At 51.6% G+C, this 17,490-nt stretch carries 15 protein-coding genes; 6 read left to right on the forward strand and 9 right to left on the reverse strand.

Translation table 11 applies throughout. From position 1 onward, the window contains the following. Nucleotides 1-442 (forward strand): HAD-IIIA family hydrolase (locus CH74_RS16835; RefSeq protein ID WP_048308705.1); only part of this gene is annotated, 442 nt, incomplete at its 5' end. A 142-nt stretch (nt 443-584) separates the two neighbouring features. Here CH74_RS16835 and gyrB read toward each other — a convergent pair. The 4 genes from gyrB to dnaA all read right to left on the reverse strand — a co-directional run bounded on the left by gyrB (nt 585) and on the right by dnaA (nt 6,824). Next, complete coding sequence (gyrB, locus tag CH74_RS16840; RefSeq protein WP_048308706.1) at nt 585-3,005, reverse strand: DNA topoisomerase (ATP-hydrolyzing) subunit B; 2,421 nt, start codon at nt 3,003-3,005, stop codon at nt 585-587. Nucleotides 3,006-3,028: 23 nt separating this feature from the next. Next, nucleotides 3,029-4,123, reverse strand: coding sequence for a DNA replication/repair protein RecF (recF, locus tag CH74_RS16845; protein WP_048308707.1), 1,095 nt, complete (start codon nt 4,121-4,123; stop codon nt 3,029-3,031). A gap of 58 nt (nt 4,124-4,181) precedes the next feature. Beyond that, nucleotides 4,182-5,285, reverse strand: a complete 1,104-nt coding sequence (gene dnaN / locus CH74_RS16850) for a DNA polymerase III subunit beta (protein ID WP_048308708.1) — start codon at nt 5,283-5,285, stop codon at nt 4,182-4,184. A gap of 69 nt (nt 5,286-5,354) precedes the next feature. After that, nucleotides 5,355-6,824 (reverse strand): chromosomal replication initiator protein DnaA, encoded by a 1,470-nt coding sequence (gene dnaA, locus CH74_RS16855; protein WP_048308709.1) that lies wholly within the window; start codon nt 6,822-6,824, stop codon nt 5,355-5,357. Between the two features lie 572 nt (nt 6,825-7,396). Here dnaA and rpmH point away from each other — a divergent pair. The 4 genes from rpmH (at nt 7,397) to mnmE (ending at nt 11,193) form a co-directional block, all read left to right on the forward strand. After that, nucleotides 7,397-7,531 (forward strand): 50S ribosomal protein L34, encoded by a 135-nt coding sequence (gene rpmH, locus CH74_RS16860; protein ID WP_011508608.1) that lies wholly within the window; start codon nt 7,397-7,399, stop codon nt 7,529-7,531. A 17-nt stretch (nt 7,532-7,548) separates the two neighbouring features. Further along, entirely contained in the window at nt 7,549-7,929 is a 381-nt protein-coding gene (rnpA, locus tag CH74_RS16865) for a ribonuclease P protein component (protein WP_082140477.1), read from the forward strand. A 106-nt stretch (nt 7,930-8,035) separates the two neighbouring features. Beyond that, on the forward strand, nt 8,036-9,724 hold the full coding sequence (yidC, locus tag CH74_RS16870) for a membrane protein insertase YidC (protein ID WP_048308711.1): 1,689 nt from the start codon (nt 8,036-8,038) through the stop codon (nt 9,722-9,724). Nucleotides 9,725-9,816: 92 nt separating this feature from the next. After that, on the forward strand, nt 9,817-11,193 hold the full coding sequence (gene mnmE, locus CH74_RS16875; RefSeq protein WP_048308712.1) for a tRNA uridine-5-carboxymethylaminomethyl(34) synthesis GTPase MnmE: 1,377 nt from the start codon (nt 9,817-9,819) through the stop codon (nt 11,191-11,193). Here the strand turns inward: mnmE and CH74_RS16880 are convergent, their stop codons facing one another. From CH74_RS16880 to rdgB, 4 genes are all read right to left on the reverse strand, one after another. After that, nucleotides 11,194-12,057, reverse strand: coding sequence for a 23S rRNA (adenine(2030)-N(6))-methyltransferase RlmJ (locus tag CH74_RS16880; protein ID WP_048308713.1), 864 nt, complete (start codon nt 12,055-12,057; stop codon nt 11,194-11,196). It lies immediately after the preceding gene. Between the two features lie 86 nt (nt 12,058-12,143). Continuing rightward, nucleotides 12,144-12,815: an OmpA family protein gene (locus CH74_RS16885; protein WP_048308714.1), complete on the reverse strand. Its 672-nt coding sequence runs from the start codon at nt 12,813-12,815 to the stop codon at nt 12,144-12,146. A gap of 54 nt (nt 12,816-12,869) precedes the next feature. Next, on the reverse strand, nt 12,870-14,042 hold the full coding sequence (gene hemW, locus CH74_RS16890; RefSeq protein WP_156181572.1) for a radical SAM family heme chaperone HemW: 1,173 nt from the start codon (nt 14,040-14,042) through the stop codon (nt 12,870-12,872). Beyond that, nucleotides 14,039-14,635: an RdgB/HAM1 family non-canonical purine NTP pyrophosphatase gene (gene rdgB, locus CH74_RS16895; RefSeq protein WP_048308716.1), complete on the reverse strand. Its 597-nt coding sequence runs from the start codon at nt 14,633-14,635 to the stop codon at nt 14,039-14,041. The genes hemW and rdgB overlap by 4 nt, the downstream gene beginning before the upstream one ends. 426 nt (nt 14,636-15,061) lie before the next feature. On the opposite strand from rdgB, the gene CH74_RS16900 reads away from it, so the two are divergent. Next, entirely contained in the window at nt 15,062-15,733 is a 672-nt protein-coding gene (locus CH74_RS16900) for a LuxR C-terminal-related transcriptional regulator (protein WP_048308717.1), read from the forward strand. Nucleotides 15,734-15,867: 134 nt separating this feature from the next. On the opposite strand, the gene CH74_RS16905 is transcribed toward CH74_RS16900, so the two are convergent. Next, entirely contained in the window at nt 15,868-17,436 is a 1,569-nt protein-coding gene (locus CH74_RS16905; protein WP_048308718.1) for a bifunctional aminoglycoside phosphotransferase/ATP-binding protein, read from the reverse strand. Nucleotides 17,437-17,490: the final 54 nt, after the last annotated feature.

Genomic DNA, 17,490 nt, shown 5'->3' on the forward strand with positions numbered 1-17,490 from the left:
TATCGATGCCATACGGCGTCTGACCGAGGCAGGCTGGACGTTGGCTATTGCTACGAACCAGTCGGGCATCGCTCGCGGTTATTTTACGGAATGCACTCTTTCACAAATCCATGAAGCGATGATCGATAGAATCGAAAATGAGGGTGGGCGCATCGCTTTTATCGCTTACTGTCCCCACGGACCTGACGATGAATGCATTTGTCGAAAACCAAACTCAGGTTTGCTTGAACAAATTCGCGTTGCACTAGATATGATAGACCTTCAAGAGGCATGGATGGTTGGAGACAGTCTGCGTGATTTAGAGGCAGGAGCCGCAAAAGGGTGTCAACTTGCGTTGGTGCGCACTGGAAAAGGCATTGTCACCGAAGCCAACGGCATACCTTCAAAGGTGCAGGTTTATGATGATCTAAAAAGATTTACCGATTATTTATTGAACCAATAAATTTTAATCGCTATTTCAGGTTACAGCTGTAAAGTCATGGCCTTTATAAAATAGCCCGGTCTCAAAGACCGGGCTATTTATTAGTTCATGGTCAGATGAATGTCAGTATTCGCTTAGACACCTGAATGTTTCACGTGAAACATCAAACATCGAGATTCGCTACCAAAGCATTCTGCTCAATAAAGAAGCGTCTTGGCTCGACTTCATCGCCCATCAACGTGTTGAACATCATGTCGGCACCAACCGCATCTTCGATAGTGACCCGTAACATTCGACGTGTTTCCGGATCCATTGTGGTCTCCCACAGTTGTTCAGGATTCATCTCACCTAGCCCTTTATAGCGTTGAATGGATAGACCTCGCTGAGCCTCCAGCATTAGCCATTCAAGTGCCTCATAGAAGGTACTGACAGGCTTGCTGCGCTCACCTCGGGCAATATAGGCGCCATTCTCCAGCAGATCATTCAATGCCTCGCCTAGACCTACCAGAGCGCGATAATCGGCGCTGCGGAAAAAATCCACTCCCCAAATATAATCCGTGGTCACCCCATGCGCGGTAATTGCAACACCCGGCAGATAGACCCCCCTCTCAGTGTCTTCATGCAACTGGAAAACGTGGCGCGGCCCCCCCTCATGGGCAATCAGAGAGTCCATTTCTACCTGCAAGGACTCGATCCAGTTTTGCATGGTAACTCGGTCTGCAAGACTGGTTTCGCTTTCTAGTGTGGCGGCATGTACGATCTTTCGTAATACTTCACGCGGATACACGCGAGATAGACGATCAATGCGCTTCATGACATCACGATATTGCTCTACCAAAGACTCCAGTTGGCTTCCGGTGACCCCAGGGGCATCTGCATTGACATGAAGGCTAGCACCATCCAAGGCCGTATTGGTCAAGTAATCGATCATAGCCTGCTCGTCTTTGAGATACATTTCCTGCTTACCGCGCTTGATCTTGTACAAGGGCGGTTGCGCAATAAATATATGGCCTCGTTCTATAAGCTCGGGCATTTGACGGAAAAAGAAAGTCAGCAGTAGGGTTCGAATGTGGGAGCCGTCCACGTCTGCATCCGTCATTATAATGATCGAATGATAGCGTAGCTTGTCCGGATTGAACTCCTGACGCCCGATACCGCAGCCTAATGCAGTAATCAACGTGCCTACTTCTGCAGAAGAAAGCATCTTATCAAAACGCGCTTTTTCCACGTTAAGAATCTTACCCTTGAGGGGCAGAATGGCCTGGGTACGTCGATCACGTCCCTGCTTGGCGCTACCGCCTGCCGAGTCGCCCTCCACTAGGTAAAGCTCTGACAAACTCGGATCCTTTTCTTGGCAGTCCGCAAGTTTGCCGGGTAAGCCCGCAATATCCAATGCGCCTTTGCGCCGCGTCATTTCACGAGCCTTACGTGCGGCTTCCCTTGCCCGTGCTGCATCAAGCATTTTGTTGACAATGGACTTGGCTTCATTCGGTCGTTCAATCAGGTAATCTGAGAATTGACGCCCTAGCTCTTGTTCCACGGCGGTCTTGACTTCTGAAGAAACAAGTTTTTCCTTGGTTTGTGACGAAAATTTGGGATCCGGTACTTTGACCGAAATGATAGCCGTCAGACCTTCTCGAGCATCATCGCCAGAGGTGTTGACCTTAGCTTTCTTTAGTAAGCCTTCCGCTTCAATATAATGATTGAGTGATCGCGTTAAAGCGGCACGAAATCCCGCCAAGTGCGTTCCGCCATCACGTTGAGGTATGTTATTGGTATAGCAGAAAATATTTTCAGCGTAGGTGTCATTCCACTGCATTGCCACTTCTACACCTATGCCATCGTCGCGCTGCATGTCGAAGTGGAAAACTGGATTCAAGGTGGTCTTGTTCGTATTGAGATGATCGACGAACGCCTTCAAGCCACCTTCGTAATGGAATAATTCTTCACGAGCCGTACGCTCATCGATCAGACGAATGGCAACGCCTGAGTTCAAGAATGAGAGTTCACGTAGCCGTTTAGCCAGAATATCGTAATGAAATTCAATGTTGGCGAATGTCTTTGGCGATGGCCGAAAGTGCACTCGTGTGCCGCTCTTGTCAGTTTGCCCTACGATAGTGAGCGGTGCTTCGGGCACACCATGACGATAAATCTGTTCGTGCATTTCGCCGGCACGCCAGACGGTTAATTTTAGCTCTTCTGAAAGGGCGTTGACCACGGAAACGCCTACTCCGTGAAGCCCACCAGATACCTTGTAAGAATTATCGTCGAACTTACCCCCCGCATGTAGAACCGTCATAATGACTTCTGCGGCGGATACACCCTCACCCGAGTGAATATCGGTAGGGATGCCACGACCGTTATCACTGACGGTCACGGATTCATCCGGGTGTATGACCACCCTAATTTCACTGCAGTGACCGGCCAATGCTTCATCGATAGAGTTATCCACAAGCTCGAACACCATATGATGCAGTCCGGTACCGTCATCCGTATCCCCAATGTACATACCGGGACGTTTACGTACCGCATCTAGGCCTTTTAGAACCTTAATACTCGATGAATCGTAAGCCTGCTCGCTCATTGGATACTCCACTTGGATACAATCTATGCTTGAACTGACAATTGACCATGTTTCACGTGAAACATGGCCATAGGCGTTGACGCTTGCCACAATCCCAACAGCGACTCACGCTCTACACTTGTTATAAATACTTGACACTGCATCCTTTCCAACCACTTACAGAAAATATGTCGATGGTGTTCATCGAGTTCAGCGGGCAAGTCATCTATTAAATAAATACAGCGCCGGCCGGTAATGGCCTCAAGTAGACGTCCTTGTGCCAACTTCAATGCACTTACCACCAGTTTCTGCTGCCCTCGAGAAAGTACTTCCTTTGCAGGACGTCGATCGATTCTGATGCGCAAATCCGCTCGCTGTGGCCCTTGCTGTGTGAAACCCATTTGGCGATCGCTATCATGGCTATCACGTAAGACTTCTGAATAAGAACGCTTGTGATCCCAACCCTTGAAATAGCGTAGCGTTAAATCAGACCCGTAAAGCGGCAATAGCTCATTGAGAATTTCTGAGAAAATGGGAGAAAAGTTTTCCATGTAGTCATTGCGAAGAGCATCAAGCTGTACACCATAATGCGCTAATTCTCGATCCCATACCGCTAGAGTTTGGCGGTCCATTTTAGCATGTCTGAGCAATGCATTCCGATGTTTCAGAGCTCTGCGCACGCGTCGCCAGATATCGAAGAACTCATGTTTCACGTGAAACACTCCCCAATCGAAAAACTCTCGGCGAAAGACCGGGGAGCCCTCAAGCAGCCGAAACGCGTCAGGATTGATCAGCTGCAATGGCAGGGCTTCGGCCAGCTGAGCAATACGTGTCACGGGCTCTCCTGCCATACGAATAGTCAATTCTGATGCGGAGCGTTCACGACGGATGCCAATAGGAAGAGGAGGGTCGCCTTTCAATCGGCCATGCAGGAGCAATGTTTCCATATCATGTTGAATGGCATGCTTGAGCTGTTGAGTTCGAAACGAGCGTCCCAAACCCAATATGTGTATTCCTTCCAGCAAACTTGTCTTGCCACTGCCATTGTCACCAACGACAAGATTGACGCCCGCAGAAGGACGCATGTCTAGAGCTTGAAGATTACGTAAACCTTGGAAGGTCAAGCGGTCGAGAGGCATTAAGAGGCACCCCACGATAGCACTAGTCTCATGCTATCGTGGTGTAATCGAGTGATTTCTAGAGACGCATGGGCATAACGACATATAGCGCGTCGCCACCACCTGGCTCTTCGAGGATAGCACTGCTATTAGGGTCGGAAAGCGTTAGCTGAACACGATCCTCATCAAGAACATTGAGCACATCAATCAGATAACCCACGTTGAACCCGATCTCCATGGCATTCCCGTCATATTCAATGGCAATGTTCTCTTCAGCTTCTTCTTGTTCGGGATTGTTGGCCATCACCTTTAGATTACCATTTTCAAGATGAAGACGTATGCCACGGTATTTTTCATTGGACAGGATCGAGGTCCTGGATAATACCTGACGAAGCTCAGCCCGCTCGGCGATGATTGCCTTGTCGCCCCCTTTGGGAATGACGCGATCATAATCGGGGAATTTGCCATCTACCAATTTCGAGGTGAACGTATAGTCACCAGTATGTGCGCGTAAATGATTGGCGCCTAACGTCAGCTGTACGGGTTCATCACTGCCATCAAGTAATCGGACCAACTCGAGAATGCCTTTACGCGGAACGATTAGTTTTTGTACAGGTTCAACGCTGATATCCATTGAGCGAGCGCAAACTGCCAGACGATGACCGTCCGTTGCAACGCTTCGAATGACATTTTTTCCAAGTTCTAGCAACATGCCATTGAGATAGTAACGTACATCCTGCTGGGCCATGGCAAAAGCGGTGGCGTCGATCAGATACTTAAGCGTTCCCCGAGGCAGACTGAACTCTTGATTGCCTTTATCGCTCTCGATGCTGGGAAATTCAGCTGCCGGCAATGTGGATAACGTAAAGCGCGAACGTCCGCAGCGCAGTACGGCACGACCATCTTCGAGTGCAAAGGTAATATCCGATTGTTCAGGTAGTGATTTACAGATATCCATGAGCTTGCGTGCCGGAACCGTTACCGACCCTGGCTCGTCGACGTTCAAGGGTTCGGCACGACCAATCAGCTCTACCTCCAAATCCGTGCCCGTCAACGCTACCTGTGTGCCCTGGACGTGTATGAGTACGTTCGAGAGCACAGGAAGTGTCTGACGCCGCTCGACAACGCCTGCAACCAGTGCCAGAGGCCGTAGAAAAGCCTCTCGAGAGATGGAAAATTTCATGATGACTCTACTCTTCTCCTGTTTGTTTTAGGGCGCCGAAAGGCAGTTATCGGTTTAGAAATGACATCTTCAACTCGTTAGTGAACGCAGCAGGTTCTTATAGTCTTCACGTATATCTGCACTCTCTTCTTGCAACGCTTTGATCTTGCGACACGCATGTAATACGGTCGTATGATCACGTCCACCAAATGCATCGCCAATCTCTGGCAGGCTATGATTGGTCAGCTCCTTGGCCAAGGCCATTGCAACTTGACGAGGTCGCGCCACCGAACGGGAACGCCTTTTAGAGAGTAAATCGGCAATCTTGATCTTGTAATATTCCGCCACTGTGCGTTGAATATTATCAACACCTACCTGCTTGTCTTGAAGCGCCAGCAAATCCTTGAGCGATTCTCTGATGAAGTCTTGCGTGATCGGTTTTCCCATGAAGTGAGAGTCGGCAATGACTTTTTTCAATGCGCCTTCCAGCTCACGAACATTCGATCGAATCTTCTGAGCAATAAAGAAGGCGGCATCGTGAGGCAAATCGACTTTAGCCTGATCTGCCTTCTTCATCAAAATGGCGACTCGTGTCTCAAGTTCCGGTGGTTCTATTGCGACGGTCAACCCCCATCCGAAACGCGACTTGAGTCGCTCTTCCACACCGCTTATTTCCTTGGGATAGCGATCGGAGGTCAGGATCATTTGCTGACCGCCTTCCAACAATGCATTGAAGGTGTGGAAGAACTCTTCCTGGGAACGCTCCTTTCCGGCAAAGAATTGAATATCGTCGATGAGCAAGGCGTCGACGCTACGATAAAAGCGTTTGAAATCATTAATTGCATTGAGCTGTAACGCCTTGACCATGTCTGCAACGAAACGCTCTGAATGAAGATAGACCACGGTGGCATTTTCGCGCAGCAATGCGAGCTGGTTACCCACCGCATGCATCAGGTGGGTCTTGCCCAAACCAACCCCGCCATACAGGAACAGGGGGTTGTATGCTCCACCAGGATTTTCGGACACCTGCCGAGACGCCGCTCTTGCTAGCTGGTTTGACTTACCCTCGACAAAGGTATCGAAGGTGAAATTAGGGTTGAGGCCACTTTGATGCTTGAGACTACCTTCGACCTGTACTTGTCGAGTTCCACTACGTCCTTCCCGTCGCTTCGATCCACCGAAATGATCGTCCTCTCGCTCAGGGACATTGCCACTTTTGGACGAAGTCTGTACCGCAGGAGCTGCCGATGCGGAAGACCGATTGGCAGAAACAGGATTTCCCAACTCGCGAGTCTGAGGCTTGGCCGCAGCACGTCGACTACCCACCGAAAGGGATACCTTCGGCGGTTTGGACGGCGACAACTCTCGCAGCAACTCATTGATACGTTTCAAATACTTGTCACTTACCCAGTCGCGAACAAAGCGATTGGGCGCCAGCAAGCTCAATTCATTGGACTCTCCATCTTCTGCCTGGAGAGGTCGAATCCAGGTATTGAATTGCTGAGAGTTCAATTCGTCTTGCAAGTAATTTAGACACTGTTGCCAAAGCGCGAGCGACACACGACCTCACTGTCTAGGTTGCGAATGGCTCGACAGTGTAACGCTCAAGAGTCAAGTTATCCACACGACAATCGCCAACAACCCTTGTGGATAACTCAGCCAAAAAAGAAGTTACAACACCCGTTAAAAAATGTGCACAAAAACTGATTGTGCATAACATAGGAGTTTTACACAGGATTGCACGCCTGCTGCACAGAGCTTCGACACAATTAGCTCACACCTTTTAACAGTAATTAATCAGTTGAAAATATTGAACAAAAATTGCTTATCCACAAAAATTACCCACAGTATTAATAACAACAGCAGTAAGTAAATACCTATATTGATATGACGTTAACCATGAGCATTAACGTCGTATAAGAAATCGCACCATAGCGGTGAAACGGCTTTGATCGAAACGAGTGCTCACAGGAGGCTTTTCGCAGCTGTGGACAAAGGACGGAAAAATTGCACAAAGCGTATGAATTCACTAGAATCCCCGCTCTCGAAACGAATCCGCTCAAGCGTTGTATACCGACGTTTGGACAACCTCGTGACTACCCGTTCACTCAATTACGTGGGAAGCAGCTGATATGAAACGTACTTTTCAACCGAGCGTGCTCAAGCGCAAGCGCGTACATGGTTTTCGTGCACGTATGGCAACCAAGAATGGCCGTCAGGTGCTTGCGCGTCGCCGCGCCAAGGGACGCAAGCGTCTGAGCGCCTAAACGGCGGATTATCGACCGTGTCTTGTCAGACGTTTCCTCGGGCACTGCGTCTTTTGACGGCTAGTGATTATCGCTATGTTTTCAGTGGCGCCGAGTACAAAATTCACGGTAAAGGCCTTCTGGCGTTGGCCAGTCACAATTCGCTGGGTCATGTTCGTATAGGCCTTGTATTCAGCAAAAAGAACGTTCGCCGCGCCGTTGATCGCAACCGTCTAAAACGGTTTGTTCGAGAATCCGTTCGCCTTCAGCAGCAGCGGTTGCCATCGGTAGACGTTGTGTTACTTGCGCGACGCGGCATCAACGATCTAGATAATGCAACGGTGCAGCGTCAGCTCCATGGCATGTGGCGACGTCTGGAAAAAGAAGCACATCGACACTCGAGCGCCGCTTCGCTGTAACGCCGAGCCAGACTAGTGCCTCGTCCTGCATAATACCTCGATGGTGATGCTTGACTCGGTGTGATAGCGCCTGGCATGTATCACCACCCTATTGGGCAGATCCCTCATGGATGTAAAACGACTACTTCTGCTGATTCCACTCGCGGTTCTTGCCTACTTGCTGGTTATCCAATGGAATCAGGATTACGGTCAACCTGGTGAACAACCTAGTTCGCCAATTGTCAGCGACGCACAGCGTGGTGATACCCAAGGCAATGACGAACAGGGGCAGGAAAGCCTGGCCGCTCCCGCCACCCAAGCCAATGAGCCCACCAGCAACGCGATGCCGGAAGAGGCTGCTGCCACCAACAGCAGAAGTCTCGTCAGTGTCGTCACGGACGTATTCGATGTGCGTATCGATCCTCAAGGGGGCGATATTGTTTACGCAGCGCTACTCAATCATCAATACAGCCTGGACTCAGAGCAGCCCTTCGTCCTGCTGTCAGACAATAATGTCCGTAGCTATGTGGCCAAATCAGGACTTCAGCTCGAAGGTAATGACGGACGAATCAATTTTACACCTGAAAAAACGTCCTATCGTTTAGATCAAGAAGACAAGTCACTAAGCGTAGACCTGAAGGCAACGGTCAATGGTATCGATATCATCAAACGCTTTGTCTTCAATCAGGACAGCTATGCGGTGGATGTGTCCTATCATCTGGTCAATGGCGGCGATGCGCCGGTGACTGCTCGGTTTATTGGTCAGCTGGCTCGGGACGGAAGCCCGGATCCCTCATCCGGCGGTGGTGTGGGTATGAGTTCTTATCTGGGTGCCGCTTACTCTTCACCGGACAACCATTACGAAAAGATCGATTTCGACGATATCGAAGAAGGTGCCTTCAAGAATCGCGACGTGGAAGGTGGCTGGGTCGCTATGATTCAGCACTATTTCACTTCTGCCTGGGCACCGTTGCAGAACCAGCAAAACCTCTATTACGCCACTACCGATTCCAAAGGACGGAATGTTGCAGCCTTCGCGGGCCCGACGGAGAGTATCTCCCCCGGAGGAGAGGCCGATCTGGAAGCCACGCTGTACATGGGACCCAAGATTCAGGAGCGCCTGGAAAGTGTGGCGCCTTACCTGGAGCTCACAGTCGATTTTGGCTGGCTCTGGTTCCTTGCCAATCCCCTGTTCTGGCTGCTGGATAAGATTCATGGCCTGCTCGGCAACTGGGGCTGGTCGATCGTGATGTTGACGGTGATCGTCAAGATCGTCCTGTTCCCGCTCTCGGCGACCGCTTACAAGTCGATGGCCAAGATGCGCAAGCTGGGTCCCGAGATGCAGCGCATCAAGGAGCAGCACGGCAGCGATCGTCAGAAGATGTCTCAGGAAATGATGAAGTTCTACCAGAAGGAAAAAATTAACCCTCTGGGGGGCTGCTTGCCAATCCTAATTCAGATGCCGGTATTCATTGCCCTGTACTGGATGTTGATGGAGTCCGTGGAGCTACGTCATGCCCCATTCATACTCTGGATTCACGATCTGTCGATGAAGGATCCCTATTTCGTGTTACCTATTTTGATGGGTATCTCGATGTTCGTTCAGCAACAGCTGAACCCGACGCCACCAGATCCCATGCAGGCCAAGATCATGAAGATGTTGCCGATCATCTTCACCTTCTTCTTCCTGTGGTTCCCGGCAGGCCTGGTCATTTACTGGATAGTCAATAACTCGATCTCGATCATTCAGCAGTGGGTCATCACTCGCAAGATAGAGAATGGTCCCTCGACGAGTAAGAGCACGCCAGCGAAGTAAGCACTTACTCACATTCCGCCAGCCCCGTTTTCAACCGGGGCTGGCGTTTTCGTTTCTCACTTCACAATGCCGTTCTTTCAATAGGTCATCCCATGGGTGATAGCCGATTCTATACACAGGACACCATCGCTGCCCTGGCGACGCCGCCCGGACGCGGCGGTGTCGGCATCATTCGCGTCTCAGGCCCTGCCTGCGAGTTTATCGCCAGGAAGGTGCTAGGTGAGTGCCCCATACCGCGACACGCGCACTACGGCCCCTTCCTGGCCAAGGAGGGCCGTTCTCTCGATGAAGGTATTGCGCTGTACTTTCCCGGACCCCACTCCTTTACTGGCGAAGACGTACTCGAGCTGCAGGGCCATGGTGGGCCGGTGATCATGGATCTATTGTTGGCACGCTGCGTCGAGCTTGGCGCAAGACTTGCGCAACCCGGTGAGTTCTCCGAACGTGCCTTTCTTAACGACAAGCTCGATCTGGCTCAGGCCGAAGCCATCGCAGATCTGATTGATGCCAATTCTCAAGCGGCGGCAGAGAATGCGCTACGTTCGCTGCAGGGGGAGTTTTCGCGTCGAGTGGAAGCCTTGGTGCAGCAATTGATACAACTGCGTCTTTATGTCGAGGCGGCTATCGATTTCCCTGAAGAAGAGATCGATTTTCTCGCCGATGGCAGAGTTGCCACTCAGCTGGCGAGTATCCAGGCCTCTTTGAAGAAGGTGCGTGAAGCCGCAGGGCAGGGCGCATTGATTCGTGAAGGGATGAACGTCGTGATCGCCGGACGTCCCAACGCCGGCAAGTCAAGCCTGCTCAACGCTCTGACCGAGCAGGACACCGCCATCGTCACCGCCATCGAAGGTACGACTCGAGATGTGCTGCGCGAGCACATTCATCTTGATGGCATGCCATTGCACGTCATCGACACGGCAGGACTTCGCGATACCCCGGATGCGGTGGAGCAGATTGGCGTCGCTCGAGCCTGGGCGGAGATCGAAAAGGCGGATCGTGTGTTGTTGCTGGTGGATGCAACCACTACCGAAGCACTGGATCCCATGGTGGTATGGCCAGAATTCGTTGCCCGCTTGCCGGACCCCGGCCGTCTGACGCTGGTTCGCAACAAGATCGATACCAGCCATGAGCCTGCAGGGTTGGATGTTGCCATGACCCCACCGACCGTGCGTTTATCGGCCAAGACCGGCGCCGGAATGGAAAGTTTGAAAGAACATCTGAAAACCATCATGGGTTACAGTACCACGACAGAAGGGCGCTTCTCCGCTCGTCGTCGCCATCTTGACGCATTGGCTCGCGCGGAGTCAGCGCTTACTAATGGCGCAGCCCAGCTACGGGGCCATGGCGCGGGTGAGCTGCTCGCCGAGGACCTGCGCGAAGCGCAGCAGGCACTAGGAGAAATAACCGGCGAATTCAGCGCTGACGATCTGCTGGGTAAGATTTTTGGGGAATTCTGTATTGGTAAATAACTACTCCTCAACCCACCAATATTCCCTATGGCCAGCTTCGTTACCTAAACAGACCGCCACCCGCTGCATGGCGTTTTCGATTTGACGATCCAAACCCCAAGGTAGGTTAAGCAATAACAGGCCGCTGCCATACATGCCATGTTCCTGCCCCGGTGTATGCAGTTTCAATTCACTGCACCAAAGTTTGCGCAGTCCTGCTTGCTTGACCCCATCGAGCAGAAGCTGATGCTGGCCGGTAGGCAAGAGCGGGTACCACACCATCACCACGGCATGACGCGCTTTGCGTGATACGAAGGTCAGCGTCTCGACCACCTCGGCGTAGTCCTGCTTGCGCTCGTAGCTGGGATCGATCAGCACACAAAGTCTTGGCGTGGTGACTGGCAGCATGCGTTGCAATCCCGCTAGGCCATCGCCGTGATGACGTCTCACGTTAGAAGGTAATACCTGAGCCTCAAGGTACTGCTGCTCCCCAGGATGAAGTTCGAATAGGTGCAGCCTGTCCTCATGACGTAGCGCCTGAGAAAGCCACCAGGGGGAGCCAGGGTAATGCGTCAGTTGCTTGGCGCTGACACCCTGTGCCCTGGACAGCTCGCCTAGCCATTCTCCCAACAAACCTTCATCACTGCGCTCGTTGCCGATCAATGCTGCGCGTTCTCGCCATAAGGGCAAAACCCCTTTTTTGTACTCTTTGAGCTTTTGCGACTCGGGTTCTGACAAAGAATAGAAGCCACGTCCTGCATGAGTATCTATATACGTAACAGGTGATTTTTTACGTAAAAGATTACGCAGTATGATGAACATTATCAGGTGTTTGTGAACATCCGCGAAATTACCCGCATGATAGACGTGTTGGTAAGAAAGCATGGGATACCTTCCAAAGTAAAAAGCCCGTCGCAATAGGCGACGGGCCAAGCATTACACAGACTCGTGACAAGTAGCCACGGGTATGATTACTGCTGTTGAGTGGGCTCCAGGGTAATTTCGACACGGCGATTCTGGGCTCGCCCTTGCTCGTTTGCATTGCTGGCGATGGGCTGGTTTTCCCCGTAACCCACGATATTCAGGCGCTGGCTTGCAACCCCTCCCTGAGTCAGATAACTGCCGACTGCCTGAGCACGACGCTGGGAAAGACGCTGATTATAGTCTTCGGCACCACTGCTATCGGTATGGCCTGCCACGGTGATGCGGGTTTCCGGGTATTCGCGCATGACCGCGGAAGCATCATTGAGCGCCTGACGCGCCGCAGAGGTGAGTTCGCTGGAGTCAAAACCGAAGGTGACACTGTTGGGCATGTTGAGAACGATGTTGTTTCCCTGTCGATCAACATCGATGCCGGTACCCTGCAGCCGGTCGCGTAATTGCGCCTCCTGACGATCCATATAGTAGCCAATCCCCCCACCGGCAGCTGCCCCTGCTGCCGCACCGATCAGGGCACGATCGCGCCGACTGGAGCTTCCATCACCGCTCAAGGCGCCCGCTATTGCGCCGACGGCAGCACCGATACCTGCACCGGTGGTCGTTTTGGCACGCTGGGTTTCGCCGCTTTGAGGATTGGTCGTCGAACACCCGGTAACGGCAATGGCGGCCGTCAAGGGCAACGCCAGCCAGAATTGCTTAGCCATTTCTTATAAAACTCCTTTGCGTTCGTTAACAGCGAATCATCTTCACGCTTGTCGTCAGCTATCGCTTATCAAGGCGAGAAGGTCGTTCAAGAATAGCAGACCTTGGGGTGAGGCCTGTAGGCGAAAAGGATCGTCGGCCAGCAATCCTTTTTTACGAGCTTCTACTAATTTTTTATTGAGTTCATGCAAAGGGCGACCGCTGGTACGAGTCCACTCGTCAAGAGAGACACCCTCCACCAGGCGCAATGCGTTCATGGCGAACTCAAGGGGCAGGGTAGAGGTATCGACGCGTTGACTACCGGCCAGGAATCCCCTGGGATCGTGCCGGCGCCGCAGATACGCTTGTGGCTGACGGCTTTTCCAGTAGCGCTCGACCACCAATTCACCGTTTTCCGACCTGTGGCTCAACTTGCCATGGGCACCGGCACCGATACCAATATAGTCACCGAACTGCCAGTAATTGAGATTGTGCAGAGAGCGTCGTCCTGAACGCGCGTAGGCGGATATTTCATAGCGTGTCAGCCCCGCCGCTTCGAGTCGGATGTGACCTGCATCCTGAATATCCCAGAGAATCTCATCCTTCGGTAAGGCAGGCGGATGGGAGTAGAATTCGGTATTAGGCTCCAACGTGAGCTGATACCAGGAAAGATGTTCAGGGCTCAGAGACAATGCCTGATCGATATCATCCAGCGCTAATGCCACATCCTGTTGGGGCAGGCCGTGCATCAAATCCAGGTTCAGGTTGTCGAAGCCTGCACGTCGGGCGCTAGCGACGGCATGATGAGCCTGTTCGCCATCATGAATACGGCCAAGCGTTTTCAATTGCTCAGGCTGAAAACTCTGCACGCCGATCGACAAGCGATTAATGCCACTCTCGCGATAACCTGCGAAACGCCCCTGTTCCAAGGTGCCTGGATTTGCTTCAAGTGTAATCTCGCAGTTGAAAGCAAGCTCAAAGCGTTGCGCTATTCCCTTGATCAGCGCCCGGTAGAAATCAGGCGACATCAGACTGGGAGTGCCACCGCCGATAAACACGCTGATCAATTTACGCGAGCCGGCTCGTATCACCTCTTGATCGAGATCAGACAGTAGGGCCGAGAGATACGCCTGCTCGGGTAATTCCTGAACACTGTCAATACCATGGGAGTTGAAATCACAATAAGGACATTTACGCACGCACCAAGGCACATGCACATAAAGCGCAAGGGAGGGCAGCCCTAGCATCAACGTAACTGCTCGATAAGCATGTGAAGGGCGCGGCCGCGATGGCTCAACCGATTCTTTTCCTGGGCGCTGAGCTCGGCAACGCTCATGGCTTTTTCAGGAATCCAGAACAAAGGATCGTAACCGAACCCGCCTTCTCCTCGTGGTCGCGCAAGTATTTCTCCCTCCCAGCTGGCCTGCACAATCAGTGGCACCGGATCCACGACACTGCGTAACAATACCAGCACACACCAGTAACGAGCGGTTCGCTGCCCTTCGGGAACCTGATCCATTGCATCAAGCAACTTGCGGTTATTGTCACTATCAGAGCTGCCTTCCCCTGCGTAGCGGGCGGAAAAAACCCCGGGGGCGCCTTGTAAGGCATCGACTTCCAATCCGGAGTCATCGGCTAACGCAGGTAGTCCGCTGATATGGCAAGCTTCCCGGGCCTTGAGCAGTGCATTCTCGACGAACGTCGAACCTGTCTCTTCAACGTCGATCGATGCGAATTTTGTTTGCGAAAGCAGGGTAATACCCAATGTTTCGAATAGCGTGTTGAATTCTTTCAGTTTTCCAGAATTATTACTGGCCAATACTATTGTCTGACTGACGCTCACTAAGGCAACTCCTAAAAATACTAATTCATTTTAGATGCTCATCACTTGCCCGAATGGTTACCCAAAAAAAGCGCATGAGGCCAGGTCATTTCAAGAATTAAGGCTAGGTTTAAAAAAAGTATTAAAAAACTAATCGAAAAAAAACTAAATCTTCCTAGATAAAAATTACTACAAGCCTGTTTTTATTGGGGGTAGTAAACCTTCTCATGACACCCTAATTGCAAGCCGAAATGTAACTTTATGTTTTTTAACTATTTTTACCATAATAGAATAAAAATCGGTTTTTAATATCTAAAAAGAATAAACATATTTTGTAACTTAACTTTACAATTTGATAGAAAAAGGTAACTCTAGCTCAACTTGCGTAATGTGGGTGGAAACACCCGAACGCCCTACGACATAAGACCATACTTCTGGAGCAACACCATGGAACATGAGAACTCATTGATTCTTCTTGTAACTGACTGCAATCCTCAGTCTCAGCTATTCATGGATTACATCGCTGAGCAGCTTGACTGTCAGATCACTGCGGTCAGCCCTCATGACTCTGTCGACAATCTCGAAAACGATAGCATTCTGGTACTACTCGATGCGGATCATGTCGATGAGAGCAGCATGCAACAATGGCACGGGCGTGCCGCCGAGCGTCAATCCATGACTTTGGCTGCCTTCAATCTACGCGACGAAGACCATGCAGCTGATGTGCTCGCATCACTTCATTTACAGGGTGTATTCTACCGCCGCGATAGCCTGCAGCTGATCTGCAAGGGCATTGGCGCCTTGCTGGAAGGCGATCTGTGGATGTCGCGCTCGTTGATGACCCGCCTGATTGAATTCTATCGTCGTCAGCAGCTCAATGCTTACCGGCCGGTTTGTGGGCTTACTCACCGTGAACTCGAAATCATCGGGCTGCTCGGTTCCGGAGCATCCAATACGGAGATCGCCGACAAGCTGTTCGTGAGCGAGCATACGGTGAAGTCTCATCTTTACAATATCTTCCGCAAGATCAAGGTACACAATCGTATCCAAGCCATGAACTGGGCGCGTCAAAATCTAGGCGCACCGCCTCCCAGCCATCAGAAATCTCCACGACGCTAAGACAGGTCGTGTTATTGGGTATGAGTGTAATTGTTGGTGTGCTACTGATGTTGTCCGGAGTCATTCTAGACAACATCGACATTTTGGGTAATAAAGGAAAATTAAAATGGGCTGATCAGTAATTCGCACTTTACTCAATTCAGCCGCAGCTGTTCCTGGATCAGTTCTACCAGCCTCAGATTGGCATCGTCGGCAGTGGTATCGAGATGAACAAGATGACGTCGTTCGTCATCGTCAAAGGGTTCAAACTCGATGAGCTGACGTTCGAGTACTGCCAGACCCGCTTCAGAAGGATCCCCGCCGCGGCGGGCACGTTTTTCAATACGTCGCTCAAGCGTTGCCTTGTCCGCCTCGAAACTGATCAACAGTACCGGAAGACCGCGTCCTTCCGCCTGGTGACGTAGCAGCTCACGCTGCCTGCGTTTGAGACAGGTGGCATCGATGCATACCGGACGACCCGCCTCGAGCAGTACACCGGTCAAACGCGCCAGCTGTGCATAGGTCTGTTCAGTGGCCTCAGGAGTATAGATATCCACGTCCTGCTTGGCAGTATCCGCCTCCGGCTCAAAACCGAACAGCCGTTTACGTTCTACGTCTGAGCGCAGACGCACGTTACCCAATCGACGTACCACCTCTGCAGTAAAGCGGCTCTTGCCACTGCCTGAAACACCGACACCAATCAATAGATAGGGAAAATCGAACTCGGCATAGCGAGCCGCCAGTTCGATATGCTGCCGATAGGAAGCCATGATGGCGGGTCGATCGGAAGGATGCAGTTCAGGCTGGTGATAGCGCAGTATGGCCACCTTGGCACGCACCAACGCACGATAGAACTTGTAGAAAGGCAACAATCGAGTCAGACCGTGATCCCCGGAAAGTTCGAGATAGCGGTTGAGTGCATGATGAGCGAAGCCTTCTTCCCCTCGCGCTTCAAGATCCATGAGCAAAAAAGCGAGATCGCCACCTACGTCGTTCCAGCGCAGTTCATCGTTGAACTCGATGCCATCGAACATCAAGGCGCGTCCTTGATGTTGTACGGCATTGCCCAGGTGCACATCACCATGGGTCTCGCGCACATAGCCGTCTTGCCGGCGTCGCTGAATCTCACCGGCGAAACGCTCAAGCGCTTCCTGGCTCCAGGTCTGCAAAAACTCCAGGCGCTGTCGATCCTGTTCATTCTCCAGGCACGGCGCAATCAATTCGAATTCCCGCTCGAGGATACGCGTAAGGGTCGCAGGCGTACCAAATTCACTTTGCAGCGGTACGCGCTCTGCCTGTTCGTGAAAAACCACCAGTTGATCAATCAAGTCGTCAAGCAGCTCCCGAGACAACTCACCGCCTGCCTGCAGGGTGCTGAACAGATGGCGGTTGCTGAATTGGCGCATCTTCACCGCATACTCAAAGGGAGCGGACGCATCGTTGACGCGGGGCGAATCGGGGGTTCCGGAAATCGGCACCGTCTCGAGATACAGTGACGGTGCCAGACGCCGATTCAAACGCACTTCCTGTTCACAGAAATGCTGACGCTTGTCCAGGGTGGAAAAATCCAGAAAGCTGCCAAAGGCCAGCGGTTTCTTGAGCTTGTAAGCAAATTCGCCGGTCAGAACGATCCAGGAAACATGCGTCTCGAGAATTTCGATGGGCGCCACCGGATGGTCGTAGCAGTCGGCATCAAAGAGTGCCTTGATCAGGGCCTGACTCACAGTTCTCTCCCGGCGATGTTCGAATCCGATGGCAACTCGATCTTTTGTGCAGGA

The organism is Halomonas sp. PR-M31 (genome assembly GCF_001039575.1).
In the GTDB taxonomy this organism is placed as follows: domain Bacteria; phylum Pseudomonadota; class Gammaproteobacteria; order Pseudomonadales; family Halomonadaceae; genus Modicisalibacter.

Coding starts and splice junctions, on each gene's coding strand:
- dnaN (WP_048308708.1), bottom strand. CDS start 5,285: ATGAAATTTTCCATCTCTCGAGAGGCTTTTCTACGGCCTCTGGCACTG.
- recF (WP_048308707.1), bottom strand. CDS start 4,123: ATGCCTCTCGACCGCTTGACCTTCCAAGGTTTACGTAATCTTCAAGCT.
- mnmE (WP_048308712.1), top strand. CDS start 9,817: ATGGGTGATAGCCGATTCTATACACAGGACACCATCGCTGCCCTGGCG.
- CH74_RS16900 (WP_048308717.1), top strand. CDS start 15,062: ATGGAACATGAGAACTCATTGATTCTTCTTGTAACTGACTGCAATCCT.
- CH74_RS16885 (WP_048308714.1), bottom strand. CDS start 12,815: ATGGCTAAGCAATTCTGGCTGGCGTTGCCCTTGACGGCCGCCATTGCC.
- CH74_RS16880 (WP_048308713.1), bottom strand. CDS start 12,057: ATGCTTTCTTACCAACACGTCTATCATGCGGGTAATTTCGCGGATGTT.
- rpmH (WP_011508608.1), top strand. CDS start 7,397: ATGAAACGTACTTTTCAACCGAGCGTGCTCAAGCGCAAGCGCGTACAT.
- yidC (WP_048308711.1), top strand. CDS start 8,036: ATGGATGTAAAACGACTACTTCTGCTGATTCCACTCGCGGTTCTTGCC.
- gyrB (WP_048308706.1), bottom strand. CDS start 3,005: ATGAGCGAGCAGGCTTACGATTCATCGAGTATTAAGGTTCTAAAAGGC.